Here is a 13,416-nt window from a genome sequence, read left to right as displayed (position 1 = left end):
TGAATATCTATGATCGGCTCCAGGCCTTCCTCTCCCGCCGTCACAATACCCGCCACGGACAGGGCCGGGCTGTTGGCCGAGCTGCGGGAGCGGGTGCGCCGGATCGAGGGGGTGGGGGGTGCCGACGGGCGGGCCGTGGTGCCGCTGGGCATCCCGGACCTGGATGCCGGCCTGCCCGGCGGCGGGCTGCCGCTGGGCGCGGTGCATGAGGTGGCGGGGGCGGCCCTGGATGCCGGCAGCGCCACCGCCTTTGCCGCCGTCCTGCTGGCCCGGCTGGCGGCGGGACGCGGGCCGGTGCTGTGGCTGACCCGGGCCCGTGACCTCTATGCCCCCGGCCTGGCCGGGTACGGGCTGCGCCCGCAGGATCTGGTGCTGGTGCAGGCCCGGCCGGACCGGGCGGGGGAAACCGACATCCTCTGGGCCATGGAGGAGGCGCTGCGCTGCCCGCAGGTGGGTGCCGTGCTGGCCGAGGCGGGAAAGCTGGATCTGACCATGAGCCGGCGCCTGCAGCTGGCGGCGGAGACGGGCGGGGTGCCGGGCCTGCTGCTGCAGTTGGGGCCACAGAGGCTGGAGGCCAGCGCCGCGGTGACGCGCTGGCATGTGACCGCCCTGCCGGGCGACGGAGCCCGGTCCGCGCTGGCGCCCGCGGCCGGCTCCGCCTTTGCCGCCGCGGCCTGGCGGGCCGAACTGCAGCGTTGCCGCGGCGGCCGCCCGGGGTGCTGGGATCTGGTCTGGCATGGCCATGGGGGCCGGCTTTACGGCGCAGCCTCCACCCCGGACGGGCAAGGGGCCGGGGACCTCGGCCACGCCGCCCCGGCATAGCTCCCGCCTGTCCGAGGTTCCCCTTGCGGACCGGACCACCCCGGCATCGACCGGCTTGACATGACCGGCTTGACTCTGCCCCCTTTGCGTTATGTTCTTGTTTTGTTCTCTGGCCTGTTGGTCCAGGGCCTGTTCCGGAACGAGTCCCCCCATGCCGTCCTCCCGCCGCATCCTGTCGCTCTGGCTGCCCTGTCTGGCCACCGACCGCCTGCGCCGCCGCCTGCCTGCGGCGGAGGCCGGGCGCCCGCTGGTGGCGGTGGCGGCGGAGCGGGGGCGGCTGACGGTGGCCGCCGCCTGCCGGCAGGCCCAGGCCGCCGGCATCAGCCCCGGCCAGCCGCTGGCCGATGCCCGCGCCCTGGAACCGGGCGTGCTGACCCGGGATGTCGACCCGGCCGCGGATGCGGCGCTGCTGGAGCGGCTGGCCGACTGGGCCCGGCGCTGGACCCCGTGGACGGCGGTGGATACCGGCCCCCAGGTGCTGTCGGGAGCCGGCGGCCTCTGGCTGGACATCACCGGCTGCGCCCATCTGTTCGGCGGCGAGGCCGGGCTGATCGAGGATCTGGTGGAGCGGCTGCGGCGGGCCGGGCTGGAGGCGCGCGCCGCCGTCGCCGGCACCACCGGGGCCGCCTGGGCCATGGCCCGTTTCGGCGGCCCGTTGCCCTGGCCCCTGATCGTGCCGCCGGGAACGGAGGCGGAGCATCTGGCGCCGCTGCCGCTGCCGGCCCTGCGCCTGCCGCCCCCCATGATCACCGCCCTGCGCCGGGTGGGCCTGCGCAGCATTGCCGCTCTGCTGGACAAGCCGCGGGCCGCCCTGGTGCCCCGCTACGGGCCGCTGCCCGGCCTGCGCCTGGACCAGGCCCTGGGCCGGGTGGAGGAGCCGCTGTCCCCCGGCCGGCCGCAGCCCGCCCATCAGGCGCGTCAGGCCTTCGCCGAGCCGGTGAGCACGCCGGAGGATCTGCGGCGGGTCCTGGTGCATCTGCTGGGACAGGTCTGCCGCGGGCTGGCGGCGGCGGGACAGGGGGCGCGGCGGCTGGAGCTGCTGGCCTGGCGCAGCGATGCCGGGCCGGAGGCGCCGCCCCAGACCCTGGCCGTGGGCACCAGCCGCCCCAACCGCGACCCCGCCCATCTGCTGCGCCTGTTCCAGCCCAGCCTGGACCGGCTGGAACCCGGCCCCGGCTTCGAGGTCATGGCCCTGGCCGTGCCTGCGGCTGAACCCTTCGCGCAGGAGCAGACGGTCCTGGCCGTGCCGCCGCCGCAGGCCCGCATCCCACCCCCCGCCGGCCGGCCGGATCTGGATCTGGTCGCGGGAGGACGGGACGCGGAGCAACCGGCCGATGCGGAGGCGGACAATACCCTCCGCCACCGCCCCGCCTTCTCCGTCATCCAGGGCGGTACCCCGCCGCGGCCCGCCCCGGCCAAGGCACGGGAACCGAGGTCCCCTCGCTGCTATCAGGGGCCGCCGGTGCCGGAGCTGGTGGACCAGCTGGGGGCCCGGCTGGGTCTGGCCCGCATCCTGCGCCCCCGCCCGCGGGAGAGCTGGTGGCCCGAGCGGGCGGTGGCGCTGTGCCCGGCCGATGCGCCCGCCAGCGGCCCGGAACCGCCCCTGTGGCCCGCCGACCGGCCGCGCCCGGTGCGGCTGCTGCCCCGGCCGGAGCCAGTGGAGGTGGTTGCCCCCGTGCCCGACGATCCGCCGCTGCAGTTCCGCTGGCGCGACCGGCTCTACCGCGTCCGCCATGCCGAGGGGCCGGAGCGCATCGCCGCCGAATGGTGGCGGGCCCCCGACCAGCCGGAGGAGCCGTTGCGCGACTATTACCGGGTGGAGACCGGGGACGGGCAGCGTTTCTGGCTCTACCGGCTGGGGCTGTTCCGGCCGGACGAGCCGGCGCGCTGGTTCCTGCACGGGTTCCTGGGGTGACGGCATGAGCATTCCCTATGCCGAGCTGCAGGTGACCAGCAATTTCAGCTTCCTGGAAGGCGCCAGCCACGCCGAGGAACTGGTGCGGACGGCCGCCGCCCTGGGCTATCAGGCCATCGGCATCACCGACCGCAACAGCCTGGCCGGGGTGGTGCGGGCCCATATCGCGGCGCGGGCGCTGGGGCTGCGGCTGGTCATCGGCTGCCGGCTGGACCTGACCGACGGCCCCAGCCTGCTGTGCTGGCCCACCGACAAGGCCGCCTATGCCCGGCTGTCCCACCTGCTGACCCGCGGCAAGATGCGGGCGCCCAAGGGCGACTGTTTCCTGTCCCGCGCCGATGTGCAGGACTTCGCCGAGGGGCAGATCCTGGCCCTCATCCCCCCCGACCCGCCACCGGATGCGGGGGCGGATGCCGGGTTCGAGACCGATCTGCGCGACTATCGCCAGCGCTTCGGGACGCGGCTGCATCTGATGCTGGTCCATCGCTACCAGGGCAACGACGTCCGCCGCCTGGCCTGGCTGAGCGGGCTGGCCGCCCGCCACGGCGTGCCGACCCTGGCCGGCAACGATGTGCTGTACCATCATTCCGCGCGGCGGCCGCTGCAGGATGTGCTGACCTGCATCCGCACCGGCACCACCATCCAGACCGCGGGCTGGCGCCTGCTGGCCAATGCCGAGCGCCACCTGAAGCCGCCGCGGGAGATGGCGCGCCTGTTCCGCCACTGGCCGGAGGCCGTGGCCCGTACCGTGGCGGTGGCCGAGGCCTGCCGCTTCTCCCTGGCCGAGCTGCAATTCCAGTATCCCGACGAGGTTGCCCCCGGCGGCGATCCGCAGGCCGAGCTGGTGCGCCTGACCTGGGAGGGCGCGGCCTGGCGCTATCCCGGCGGGATTCCGGACCCGGTGCGGGCGCAGCTGGCGCATGAGCTGGCCCTGATCGGACAGCTGCGCTATGCGCCCTATTTCCTGACCGTGCATGACATCGTCACCTATGCAAGATCGCGGGAGATCCTCTGCCAGGGCCGCGGCTCCGCCGCCAACTCCGCCGTCTGCTTCTGCCTGGGCATCACCTCGGTCGATCCGGTGCAGGGCAACCTGCTGTTCGAGCGCTTCATCTCCGCCGCCCGCGACGAACCGCCGGACATCGACGTGGATTTCGAGCATGAGCGGCGGGAGGAGGTGATCCAGTACATCTACGGGAAGTACGGCCGCGACCGCGCCGGTCTGGCCGCCACCGTGATCTGCTACCGCGCCCGCGGTGCCCTGCGCGAGGTGGGCAAGGCCATGGGCCTGTCGCTGGACATGGTGGCCCGGCTGAGCGGCACCGTCTGGGGCTGGGGCCGGGAGGGGGTGGAGGCGGAGCGCATCCGCCAGGCCGGCATCGACCCCGACGCGCCGCTGGTGCTGCGCACGCTGGAGCTGGCGCGCGAGCTGATCGGCTTTCCCCGCCATCTCAGCCAGCATGTGGGCGGTTTCGTCATCACCCGCGGGCCGCTGCCCGATCTCTGCCCGGTGATGAACGCCAGCATGGCCGAACGCTCCACCATCGAATGGGATAAGGACGACATCGAGGAATTGCACATCCTCAAGGTCGATGTGCTGGCGCTGGGCATGCTCAGCTGCGTGCGCCGGGCCTTCGATCTGATCGCCGCCCATTACGGCCGCCGCTACAGTCTGGCCACCGTGCCGGCGGAGGACCCCGCCGTCTATGACATGCTGTGCCGGGCCGACAGCCTGGGCGTATTCCAGGTGGAAAGCCGGGCGCAGATGACCATGCTGCCGCGGCTGCGCCCGCGCAGCTTCTATGATCTGGTGGTGGAGGTGGCCATCGTCCGCCCCGGCCCGATCCAGGGTGACATGGTGCATCCCTATCTGCGCCGGCGCCAGGGGCTGGAACCCGTGGACTATCCCTCGCCGGAACTGGAAGCCGTGCTGTCCAAGACCCTGGGCGTGCCGCTGTTCCAGGAACAGGCCATGAAGATCGCCATTGTCGGCGCCGGCTTCTCGCCGGAAGAGGCCGACCAGTTGCGCCGGGCCATGGCCACTTTCAAAAAGAACGGCGATGTCGCCCGCTTCCGCGAGAAATTCATCGGCGGCATGCTGGCCCGCGGCTACGAGCCCGCCTTTGCCGAACGCTGCTTCCACCAGATCGAGGGGTTCGGCACCTACGGCTTCCCGGAAAGCCATGCCGCCAGCTTCGCCTTGCTGGTCTATGTCTCGGCCTGGATCAAATGCGTCCATCCCGACGTCTTCGCCTGTGCCCTGCTGAACAGCCAGCCCATGGGCTTCTACGCCCCGGCCCAGATCGTGCGCGACGCCCGCGACCACGGGGTGGAGGTGCGTCCGCCCGACATCAATGCCAGCGGCTGGAACTGTACGCTGGAGCCGCTGGCGACGACGGCCGCGGGAACGGCGACCCACGCCCTGCGCCTGGGTCTGCGCCAGATCAAGGGGCTGAAGCCGGCGGAGATGGAACGGCTGGTGGCGGCGCGGGAGACCGGCGGCCCCTATGCCGGCCCGCGCGACCTCTGGCACCGCACCGGTCTGCCCACGGCCACGCTGGAGCGGCTGGCGGCGGCCGATGCCTTCCGCTCCCTCGGCCTGGACCGGCGCCAGGCCCATTGGGCGGTGGAGGCGCTGGGTGCGACGCCTCTCCCCCTGTTCGCCGGCGGCGGGGACCCGGGCGATGGTCCGGCGGTGGACCTGCCGCCCATGCCGGCGGGAGAGCAGGTGGTGGAGGATTATTCCAGCCTGTCCCTGACCCTGAACACGCATCCGCTGCATCTGCTGCGCGACCGGCTGGCGGCGCTGCATGCGCCCAAGGCCCGGCGCTGGCCCCTGCTGCCGGCCGACCGCCAGTCCGACTGGCCGGACAAGCGCCGCTTCGCCGTGGCCGGGCTGGTGCTGGTGCGCCAGCGCCCCGGCAGCGCCAGCGGCGTCGTCTTCATCACCGTGGAGGACGAGACCGGCGTCGCCAATCTGGTGCTGATGCCCGACATCTTCGAGCGCTACCGCCGTCCGGTGCTGGGCAGCCGGCTGCTGCTGGCGCTGGGCCGGCTGGAGAAGGTGGTGGCCCCCCAGCCGGGGGCCACGCCGGTGATCCATCTGCGCGTCGAGCATCTGGAGGACCACACCGCCCTGCTGCGCCAGCTCTCGGAAACGCCGGAGCGCTTCCAGCCGCGGCAGATGGACGGCGGCCTGGCCCGCGCCGACGAGGTCAGCCGCCCCCAGCCCGACGCCCGCAGCGAGGCCATCGCCCGCCGCCACGCCGTGGAAACCCTGGCCCGCATCTTCCCCGACGGACGCAACTTCCGCTGAACGCGAGGAGGCTTGGGGGCGGAATTCCCCAAATACGAACGCTTTATATCCAGATCACTCCTCGAAAACCCTGGCCGGCTGTTCGGACCAGGGCGCCAGAGCCACCAGGGTGAGTTGCTCCAGGGACAGGGCGCAAGGGCGGCGGCGGACCAGCAGGTGCTCCAGCACCAGGGGTGACAGATAGGCTAGCCGCAGGAACCGGCTGATAAAGGCCACGGTCACGCCTTCGGCCTCGGCGATGTCGGTCAGGGTTGCGGCTTGGCCGCGTTCCAGCTGGCGACGCCAGTCCCAGGCGCGGGCGAGGGCGCGCAGCAGGCGCCGGTCGGCAGCCGTGGGATCACGATCGGCCCTGTCGAGGTCTGACGGCGGCAGGATCCGTGGCCGCCCATTCTGACGTTTGATGGTGAGGGGCACAAACACACGCATGGTATCGGGTGCGCTGGTCATGGCGCGGCCTCCGGGGCGGGTGGCGTAAGCATGTCACGCACTACGGCCCCCAGTCCGGCCGTGCGCAGGTCGATGGCAATGCCCTCGGCACTCACGGTGACCCGATCGACCAGCAGCCGGACAAGGCGGGCCTGCTCGGCCGGGAACAGGGCCGACCAGACATTGTCAAACCGGTTGAGGGCGGTCGTCACATCGCCTTCAGTCAGAGGCTGTTGTTCCTGACGGGCTGCGGCCACAGTCTGTGCGACAATTTCCGGCGAGCGCACCAGCCGGCGCACCTCCCGGACCACGGCCGTCTCCACCATCTCTGCCGGCAGCCGCTGGGGCGCCGTGCTGTCCCTCGGCCGGCTGCGGATGACATCCATGGAGGTGTAGTAGCGGTAGAGCCGGCTGCCCTTTTTTGTAGCGGTAGGCGTCATCGCGGTCCCGGTCGGCCCGAAGATCAGCCCCTTCAGCAGGGCAGGCGTCTGGGCTCGTGTGGCCGCGGCGCGGGATCGCGGGCTTACCTGCAGGATGTGATGTACCCGGTCCCAGAGATCCTGGCTGATGATGGCCGCATGTTCGCCGGGGTAGGGCGTTCCCTTGTGCACCGCCTCGCCGAGATAAAGGCGGTTGCGCAGCATCTTGTAGAGGAAGCCCTTGTCGATAAGCTTGCCGCGTTTGCTGCGGACCCCGTCGGCGGCCAATTGGCCCACCAGCACCGTCGCGGATCCCAGTTCGACGAATCGGGTAAAGATCATGCGGACCGTGTCTGCCTCGGCCTCATTCACCACCAGCTTGCGGTCTTTGAGGTCGTATCCCATCGGCACATAGCCGCCCATCCACATGCCGCGGGCTCGAGAAGCGGCGAACTTGTCCCTGATCCGCTCCCCGATCACCTCGCGCTCGAACTGGGCAAAGCTGAGCAGGATGTTCAGCGTCAGCCGGCCCATGGAAGTGGTGGTGTTGAAACTCTGGGTCACGGAAACGAAGGTGACGCCGTTGCGGTCGAACACCTCGACCAGTCGGGAAAAATCCATCAGGGCGCGGGACAGGCGGTCGATCTTGTAGACGACGACCACATCCACCAGCCCATCATCGATATCGGCCAGCAATTGTTGCAGGGCCGGCCGTTCCAGGGTGCCGCCGGAATAGCCGCCATCATCGTAGCGGTCCCGCAGCGCCACCCAGCCTTCGCCCTTCTGGCTGGCGATATAGGCTTCACAGGCGGCGCGCTGGGCGTCCAGGCTGTTGAATTCCATCTCCAGCCCTTCTTCGGTCGATTTGCGCGTGTAGATGGCGCAGCGCAGGCGGCGCTGGGGCGCGGGGGAGGGGGATCGCGTCATGCCTTGTCCCTTGTGATTTCGCGCAGGCCAAAGAACCGCCAGCCGTTCCAGCGCACGCCGGTGATGGCACGGGCAATGGCCGACAGTGACTTGTATGTCCGTCCTTCGAACTCGAACCCGTCGCGCAGGACGGTGACGGTGTGCTCCACGCTATTCCATTCCCGCACCAGCCGGGTGCCGGCCACCGGCTTGCGCGGATCGGTGATCATGGTCTTGCGGATGGGATTGCCATGCATCTCATCGATGAGGGCGTCCAGCAGGCGCAACGTTTCCCGCGAAGGGCCGCCATAGACGAGTTCCTGGATCCGCCACGCCAGCCGCAGTTCCAGGAACGGACGGCTGTTGTTGGGGGCAGGGACGCCGAAGAGGCGGCGCCATTCCAGTTTCAGGTCGACGACGCTCATTTCCTTCAAAGCGGCCAATCGGGCCAGGACGGTTGCGTCCTTTTCCGCAGTGGTGCTCGCATCCGTGCCGATCGGGATCCCGCCTTGTCTGCGCGTCCGGGCCTTCATCATCGCTGGTCACTCCAGGAGCGGGGTTCGTGGACACGACCGCGCTGTTCGACCGGGAAGTCCAGGCGAATGTCTCTGCTGAGCAGCCGAGCCAGTCCGGCAGCAAGCAACCGGCCGACCTCGGCCAACCGGTCTTCTGCTGTCATGCGGTCTGGAGTGAGAGCATTGGGGCCGCTGAGCGTCTTAGCCATGAGATTGTCCGCAACGGATATCGATGGAGCGGACCGTAGGCGTCTGGAACAAAAAATAGAAGTAAAGTCAGATGCTTATCGCGGTGGAGCGAAGAAGAAGGAAACGATGCGGGACGGCACCGCCCGGCCGTGACCGACGGACTGCCTACTGAACGGTACTCCCGCCACGGCATGGGGCTTCACTGCTCGTGTTGGTCTCGGTAGGTCCGGTGCGACTGTCGCACCACCCCGTCCTTGACCTTGCTGAGCCAACCCTATACGTCAATCAGCGAAACAACGTGCAGTGAGGCCGGGACGCCACTCGATGAGATCGCTATGACCCAGACCCCGACGACCTTCGGACAGGCAATCGTTCAGGCTCGGAAGGCCAAAGGCCTTAGCCAGAAGGAACTGGCGGCACGCATCGTCAAGGACGAAGGCGGAAACATCTCGCCACAATACCTGAACGACATCGAACATGACCGTCGGAGCCCGTCCTCCGATCATCTGATACGACAGTTCGCGGCGGAACTAGGCATGGACGACAACATCCTGTTCATCCTGGCCGGGAAGATTCCCGACGAAACCCGGCGTAACGTGAAGGATCTGATGAAGGCCGCCGATGCCTTCATGAACTTCCGGCGCGACGCATCCAACTGACGGCGGGCCGCATGGTGAGAATGGTTCGGGACACGACGGGTCGATTTGCCGAGCGGCCCCACTATGCGCCCGACGAGCTCGACCGGGAGTGCGAGCGGATCGTGACCCGGCTGCTGCGGGGCCGTCGCAGCGGGTCCCTTTATCCGATCACCACGGATGAACTCACGATCCTGATCGAGCAGAGCGGTGCCGGTCTGGATGCCTACGCCGACCTGTCCGACTTCGGCGGCGACGTGGAGGGCGTCACCATCTTCCATCCGGATCGGGACCCCGAAATCCTGATCTCCGACCGCCTCGCCAACGACGAGCGCCGGGAGAACCGGCTGCGCACGACGCTGGCGCATGAATTCGGCCATCTTTACTTCCATCGGCATCTGTGGGCGGACAAGCTCGCCGCACGCCGGCTCTTCGACCGACTGAGCCGCGACAACAAGGCCATCTGCAAGCGCGACACCATCCTGAACGCTCGCGATGTCGACTGGATGGAGTGGCAGGCCGGCTATGTAAGCGGGGCGATCCTGATGCCGGTGACGGCGGTCCGTCGCCTAGTGTCGGACTATTGCGGACCTCGCAACCTCCATGCGGCCGTATCCGTCGCCTCGGAGCACGGACGGCAGATCGTAGCCCACGTCATGGAGACGTTCCAGGTGTCCGAGGATGCCGCCCGGGTGCGGCTGTTCAAGCTGGGCCAACTGACCGCCTCGGACCAGCAGCCGTCGCTGTTCGGGTAGGCGGCCGCGAATCCGCGGAACTGCGTATTTTTTCGATTGACTCCGATCGATAGGATTGTATACGCTCTTTAGCAGATTGACGTGTCGTGCACGTCGTTGCCAAGGAGCTACTCATGCCGTCCGTTACCACCATCGTCCGCAAGACCCCTGCCAGCAATCTCCGTCAGTACTTCGACGCCCGGGGCATCGTTCTCCCCCCGGCCGTCAACTGGGACGGTCCCGAAGGTGAGATCGTCCGCCCGCTGCTGCGCGCGGTCGATGAACTGGACCCGGAGACCCGCGCCCGCATCGCCAACGATGTCGAGCGGGTCGGCGAGATGGCCGACGAAGCCGGCGAGGCCGCCCTTTACAGCGTCGCCCCTGACACAGGGTACCTGGATGCGCTTCCCAACGCCTATGCGCGCGCCCTCTGGATGTTCGTTAACGAGGCGGAGCTGTTCCGCCGCGCCGAAGAGGTCCGCTACACCGACGATCGTCGCCATGGCCGGATGTGGGACGGTTTCGTCGCCACCCCGAACCTTGAGGTTCGCCGGGATGCCGCGGCACTCGAGGTGTTCAAGGACGCCGTGCGCCAGCGCTTCGAGTCGCCCAACGTTCAGGTCGACGTGTTCGACCGACACCGCCCGACTTTCGTTGGTGACGACCGCAATGTGGTCCAGGTGACGGTGTACAGGGAGGGCCGTCCGGACGATTTCCTGGAGTTCGTGGACGGCGCGCTGGACCGGCGTCCCCGCCGGCCGGTGTTCGAGGCGGCGCTCACCTACGAGCCGGAAACCGGGGTGATCGAGGTGGTCGCAAGGGACCGCGAAAGCCGGCCCGATCTCGTCCGCCTCTTCGCCCGCGATCTTCTGGCGACCGAGTTCCGTGAGGAACGACTGCCGCTGCGCCGGTTCGACCTGTCGGTTCTGAGCCGCCCCTGCACGTTCGACAGCGATGAGGATGACGAGATCGCGGCAGTGCGCGTGAATCACCTGCGGCTGATGCCGTTCGACACCAATGGCGAGCGGATCACGCTGGAGTGCATGCGGGGTGCCGACACCAACATCTGGGAGATGGCGGCCCGGCGGCTGGGAGACGCCGATCCCCTGCAGGGTGGCTGGACCGTGACGCAGGCGAAACTGACCATCCGGTTCCACCCCGAACCCGGCTCGAACCGCGGGAAGACCCTGCCGCTGACCATCACTATGCCGCACGGGTGCGACCTGAAGGACCGAACCGAGCGCGAGCGCCTGATTGGCGAGAAGTATCTCCGGCGCTGGGGCATCGTCCGCGATGTCTGACCGACCGCCGCGGCTCGACCGCCCCGCGGTCGACCTGCTCCTCCAAATTATGGAGACCCCCGACGCCTTCATAACGGCGTCAGCCATCGAGGCCCTTGGTCCCCGACTGGCTGCACCACTGATCGCTGCGGGTTTGCTGAAGCCGGCGGGGCATGAGGCGACAGCGGTCTCAATGAGCGACCACGATGATGTCCCGGTGAACCTTACCCGATCGGCGGAACACCGAGGATACGGCTACTTCAGCCCGACGGCGGGGTGGATCACCGTACCCACCGAACTGAGGACTCGGCATCGGGTAGACATTCCGATGTTCATGGCGCAGTTGTTGCTGGCCTCCCTCGACCGGAGGCCAGCTGGTACGGTGCCGCTCATTCCTGAACTCTTGTGGGAGGTCGGAGACGTTCGCCTCGGTCGCAGACCTCAGCGGGTGCCCTTGTGGTTCGCGCGCCGACTCCATGATCAGGCCGTATGGCGGCAGGTCAAGGGCGTGGCCCAGGCCCGACCCGCGCCCGGGCTTCGCGTGTTGCTCACCAGCACCGCATTCCGCCGCGTTCCGGACGATGGGGTGGCGGGACATGAGATCATCTCCGTACCGGATGTGATCGATCACAACGCCGGAGTCGCCCTTCACCCGGAGATCCTGGCGGCCCGTGTCGGTGGCAGGGACCATCGGAGCGATGGCCCTCTGGCCCACACCGCGGACTTCACGGTCGTCACCGTTCATGGCAAGGACTACCCCTTCCGCGGCGCCAAGCAGCGGGATCTTGTCCGTCAGCTTGTGGACGCGTTTCAGCGTGGCTCCCCGCGGTGCCTGACAGCAAAAGTCCTGGAAGAGGCCAATTACAACAGCTCGGTCAATACGATCGCCAAGGCCTTCTCGGGAAGGGATGACTGGCGGGAGTTCATCGCCGAGGACGGCGGATCCTGTTGGATATTCACCTGAGCTTGCTCTCAGACGGCCGCCTCCGGGCGGCCTTATTTTTTGCCCTTTCTGCGACTCCTACCCTCAGCCCTTCCCGGCTCCTCCCCCCGGCTTTGCCATCCTCTCCGCAGGTTTTCACGCAAGACCGAAGGAGAACGTGATGGCAATCAGCCATTTGACCCAGACCGATCTGGCCCGGCGCTGGCGGATCAGCCCGCGCACCCTGGAGCGGTGGCGCTGGCTGGGACGGGGGCCGAAGTACCTGAAGATCGGCGGCCGCGTCGTTTACCGCCTGGAAGATATCGAAGCCTTCGAAGCTGAAAAGCAGCGGGAGGCGGTCGCATGACCCAGGCGATGACGGCAGACACCTGCGCAGAATCCCGCAGCGGTCACTTTGTTTTCTCCCCGGTTCGCGGGCGAAACCGGGCGAAAACACGCGAATTGGTCCAGGGAACCGCGTTCTGTACTTCACTGGGGATGCAGACCCCCGATCCCACCCGCACCCTGGTCGCCGACGAAACTGCACTCCTGGACTGGCTCCGGACCGCGCAGCCAGGTGACCGATTCGTCTACCACATCGGCCACCTCGCCGCCGACCGTGTGCGCGGCACCACCGGCCTCACCGACCCGCAGCGGGAGGCGCTGTGCCGGCTGGCCGACCGCGTCCTGACGCTGGTCACCGACGACACGCTGACGGCGGCACAGCGCCGCCGCGCCGACGGGCACATGGCCTATCTCGCCATCAAGACGTCCGGCCGAAAGGTCGGCAGGAGGTTTCCATGACCGCCACCCCGACGCCGACCAACCGGGTCACCCTGGACGCCCTGACGGCGATGCCGGTCGGCGAGATCGCTGGCCTACCGGTCGACCAGCTGGCCCTGCTGCTCGACGATCTGGCCGAGATGAAAGCCCGGCTGAAGCGGCTGGACGACTGGCTGAACGGCGCGCTGGCCCTGCGCTACGGCGAGCGCGCGCAGGCCCTGCGCCGCGATCAGGGCAAGCTCACCGGCATCGTCCGGATCGAGGAGGCCGACGGCTTCGTCGCCATCTGCGACGTGCCGAAGAGGCCCGAGTACGACCAGGAGAAGCTCCGCGCGGCGGTCGGCACCCTCCGGTCCTGGGGCTCCAACCCCGACGACTACGTGACCACCGAGATCAAGGTCAGCGAGACGAAGTACGGCGCCTGGCCCCCGGAAATCCGCCGGCTGTTCGAGCCGGCGCGCACCGTCCGGCTCGGCAAGCCGAGCTTCCGCATCGAGCGCCCGACGCCGCGCTGACCATCCCGGACGCGGCGGGGTGGCCCTATCCGCAAGGAC

General features: G+C 69.0%; 13 protein-coding genes. 10 read left to right on the top strand and 3 right to left on the bottom strand.

The genetic code is table 11. From position 1 onward, the window contains the following. Positions 1 to 72 precede the first annotated feature (72 nt). The 3 genes from DK368_RS08700 (at position 73) to DK368_RS08690 (ending at position 6,053) form a co-directional block, all read left to right on the top strand. Complete coding sequence (locus DK368_RS08700) at positions 73 to 822, top strand: ImuA family protein (RefSeq protein ID WP_114393554.1); 750 nt, start codon at positions 73 to 75, stop codon at positions 820 to 822. A 151-nt stretch (positions 823 to 973) separates the two neighbouring features. Next, positions 974 to 2,737 (top strand): DUF6504 family protein, encoded by a 1,764-nt coding sequence (locus DK368_RS08695; RefSeq protein ID WP_162305940.1) that lies wholly within the window; start codon positions 974 to 976, stop codon positions 2,735 to 2,737. Positions 2,738 to 2,741: 4 nt separating this feature from the next. After that, positions 2,742 to 6,053 carry an error-prone DNA polymerase gene (locus DK368_RS08690; RefSeq protein WP_114393552.1) on the top strand — a complete coding sequence of 1,104 codons (3,312 nt, stop codon included), beginning with the start codon at positions 2,742 to 2,744 and terminating at the stop codon, positions 6,051 to 6,053. Positions 6,054 to 6,107: 54 nt separating this feature from the next. Here the strand turns inward: DK368_RS08690 and DK368_RS08685 are convergent, their stop codons facing one another. The 3 genes from DK368_RS08685 to DK368_RS08675 are packed head-to-tail and all read right to left on the bottom strand — an operon-like array spanning position 6,108 to position 8,340. Next, positions 6,108 to 6,500: a hypothetical protein gene (locus DK368_RS08685; RefSeq protein WP_114393551.1), complete on the bottom strand. Its 393-nt coding sequence runs from the start codon at positions 6,498 to 6,500 to the stop codon at positions 6,108 to 6,110. Then, positions 6,497 to 7,825, bottom strand: a complete 1,329-nt coding sequence (locus DK368_RS08680; RefSeq protein WP_114393550.1) for a recombinase family protein — start codon at positions 7,823 to 7,825, stop codon at positions 6,497 to 6,499. The genes DK368_RS08685 and DK368_RS08680 overlap by 4 nt, the downstream gene beginning before the upstream one ends. Further along, a complete protein-coding gene (locus DK368_RS08675) occupies positions 7,822 to 8,340 on the bottom strand; it encodes a DUF2924 domain-containing protein (RefSeq protein ID WP_240002408.1) in 519 nt (172 codons plus the stop codon). The genes DK368_RS08680 and DK368_RS08675 overlap by 4 nt, the downstream gene beginning before the upstream one ends. Before the next feature lie 503 nt (positions 8,341 to 8,843). Between DK368_RS08675 and DK368_RS08670 the strand changes: the two genes are divergently transcribed. The 7 genes from DK368_RS08670 (at position 8,844) to DK368_RS08640 (ending at position 13,377) form a co-directional block, all read left to right on the top strand. Next, positions 8,844 to 9,167 carry a helix-turn-helix domain-containing protein gene (locus DK368_RS08670; protein ID WP_114393549.1) on the top strand — a complete coding sequence of 108 codons (324 nt, stop codon included), beginning with the start codon at positions 8,844 to 8,846 and terminating at the stop codon, positions 9,165 to 9,167. 20 nt (positions 9,168 to 9,187) lie between these two features. Then, positions 9,188 to 9,898 (top strand): ImmA/IrrE family metallo-endopeptidase, encoded by a 711-nt coding sequence (locus DK368_RS08665; protein ID WP_240002407.1) that lies wholly within the window; start codon positions 9,188 to 9,190, stop codon positions 9,896 to 9,898. Positions 9,899 to 10,011: 113 nt separating this feature from the next. After that, positions 10,012 to 11,178: a hypothetical protein gene (locus DK368_RS08660; protein WP_114393547.1), complete on the top strand. Its 1,167-nt coding sequence runs from the start codon at positions 10,012 to 10,014 to the stop codon at positions 11,176 to 11,178. Beyond that, on the top strand, positions 11,171 to 12,121 hold the full coding sequence (locus tag DK368_RS08655; protein WP_114393546.1) for a hypothetical protein: 951 nt from the start codon (positions 11,171 to 11,173) through the stop codon (positions 12,119 to 12,121). The genes DK368_RS08660 and DK368_RS08655 overlap by 8 nt, the downstream gene beginning before the upstream one ends. A 139-nt stretch (positions 12,122 to 12,260) precedes the next feature. Continuing rightward, positions 12,261 to 12,446, top strand: coding sequence for a helix-turn-helix transcriptional regulator (locus DK368_RS08650; protein WP_114393545.1), 186 nt, complete (start codon positions 12,261 to 12,263; stop codon positions 12,444 to 12,446). After that, positions 12,443 to 12,883, top strand: a complete 441-nt coding sequence (locus tag DK368_RS08645; RefSeq protein ID WP_155524521.1) for a hypothetical protein — start codon at positions 12,443 to 12,445, stop codon at positions 12,881 to 12,883. Before DK368_RS08650 ends, DK368_RS08645 begins: the two co-directional genes overlap by 4 nt. Further along, the gene (locus DK368_RS08640) at positions 12,880 to 13,377 is read left to right on the top strand and encodes a hypothetical protein (RefSeq protein WP_114393543.1); all 498 of its coding nucleotides are present in this window, start codon (positions 12,880 to 12,882) and stop codon (positions 13,375 to 13,377) included. The genes DK368_RS08645 and DK368_RS08640 overlap by 4 nt, the downstream gene beginning before the upstream one ends. The last annotated feature ends 39 nt before the right edge of the window (positions 13,378 to 13,416 follow it).

Source organism: Oleisolibacter albus, from assembly GCF_003336875.1.
Classification (GTDB): domain Bacteria; phylum Pseudomonadota; class Alphaproteobacteria; order Azospirillales; family Azospirillaceae; genus Niveispirillum; species Niveispirillum album.
The sequence above is the reverse complement of the archived record's forward strand: the minus strand, read 5'-3'. Positions and strand labels throughout refer to the sequence as shown.

Coding starts and splice junctions, on each gene's coding strand:
- DK368_RS08680 (WP_114393550.1), bottom strand. CDS start 7,825: ATGACGCGATCCCCCTCCCCCGCGCCCCAGCGCCGCCTGCGCTGCGCC.
- DK368_RS08650 (WP_114393545.1), top strand. CDS start 12,261: ATGGCAATCAGCCATTTGACCCAGACCGATCTGGCCCGGCGCTGGCGG.
- DK368_RS08645 (WP_155524521.1), top strand. CDS start 12,443: ATGACCCAGGCGATGACGGCAGACACCTGCGCAGAATCCCGCAGCGGT.
- DK368_RS08695 (WP_162305940.1), top strand. CDS start 974: ATGCCGTCCTCCCGCCGCATCCTGTCGCTCTGGCTGCCCTGTCTGGCC.
- DK368_RS08670 (WP_114393549.1), top strand. CDS start 8,844: ATGACCCAGACCCCGACGACCTTCGGACAGGCAATCGTTCAGGCTCGG.
- DK368_RS08675 (WP_240002408.1), bottom strand. CDS start 8,340: ATGATGAAGGCCCGGACGCGCAGACAAGGCGGGATCCCGATCGGCACG.
- DK368_RS08655 (WP_114393546.1), top strand. CDS start 11,171: ATGTCTGACCGACCGCCGCGGCTCGACCGCCCCGCGGTCGACCTGCTC.
- DK368_RS08660 (WP_114393547.1), top strand. CDS start 10,012: ATGCCGTCCGTTACCACCATCGTCCGCAAGACCCCTGCCAGCAATCTC.
- DK368_RS08690 (WP_114393552.1), top strand. CDS start 2,742: ATGAGCATTCCCTATGCCGAGCTGCAGGTGACCAGCAATTTCAGCTTC.
- DK368_RS08665 (WP_240002407.1), top strand. CDS start 9,188: ATGGTTCGGGACACGACGGGTCGATTTGCCGAGCGGCCCCACTATGCG.
- DK368_RS08640 (WP_114393543.1), top strand. CDS start 12,880: ATGACCGCCACCCCGACGCCGACCAACCGGGTCACCCTGGACGCCCTG.
- DK368_RS08685 (WP_114393551.1), bottom strand. CDS start 6,500: ATGACCAGCGCACCCGATACCATGCGTGTGTTTGTGCCCCTCACCATC.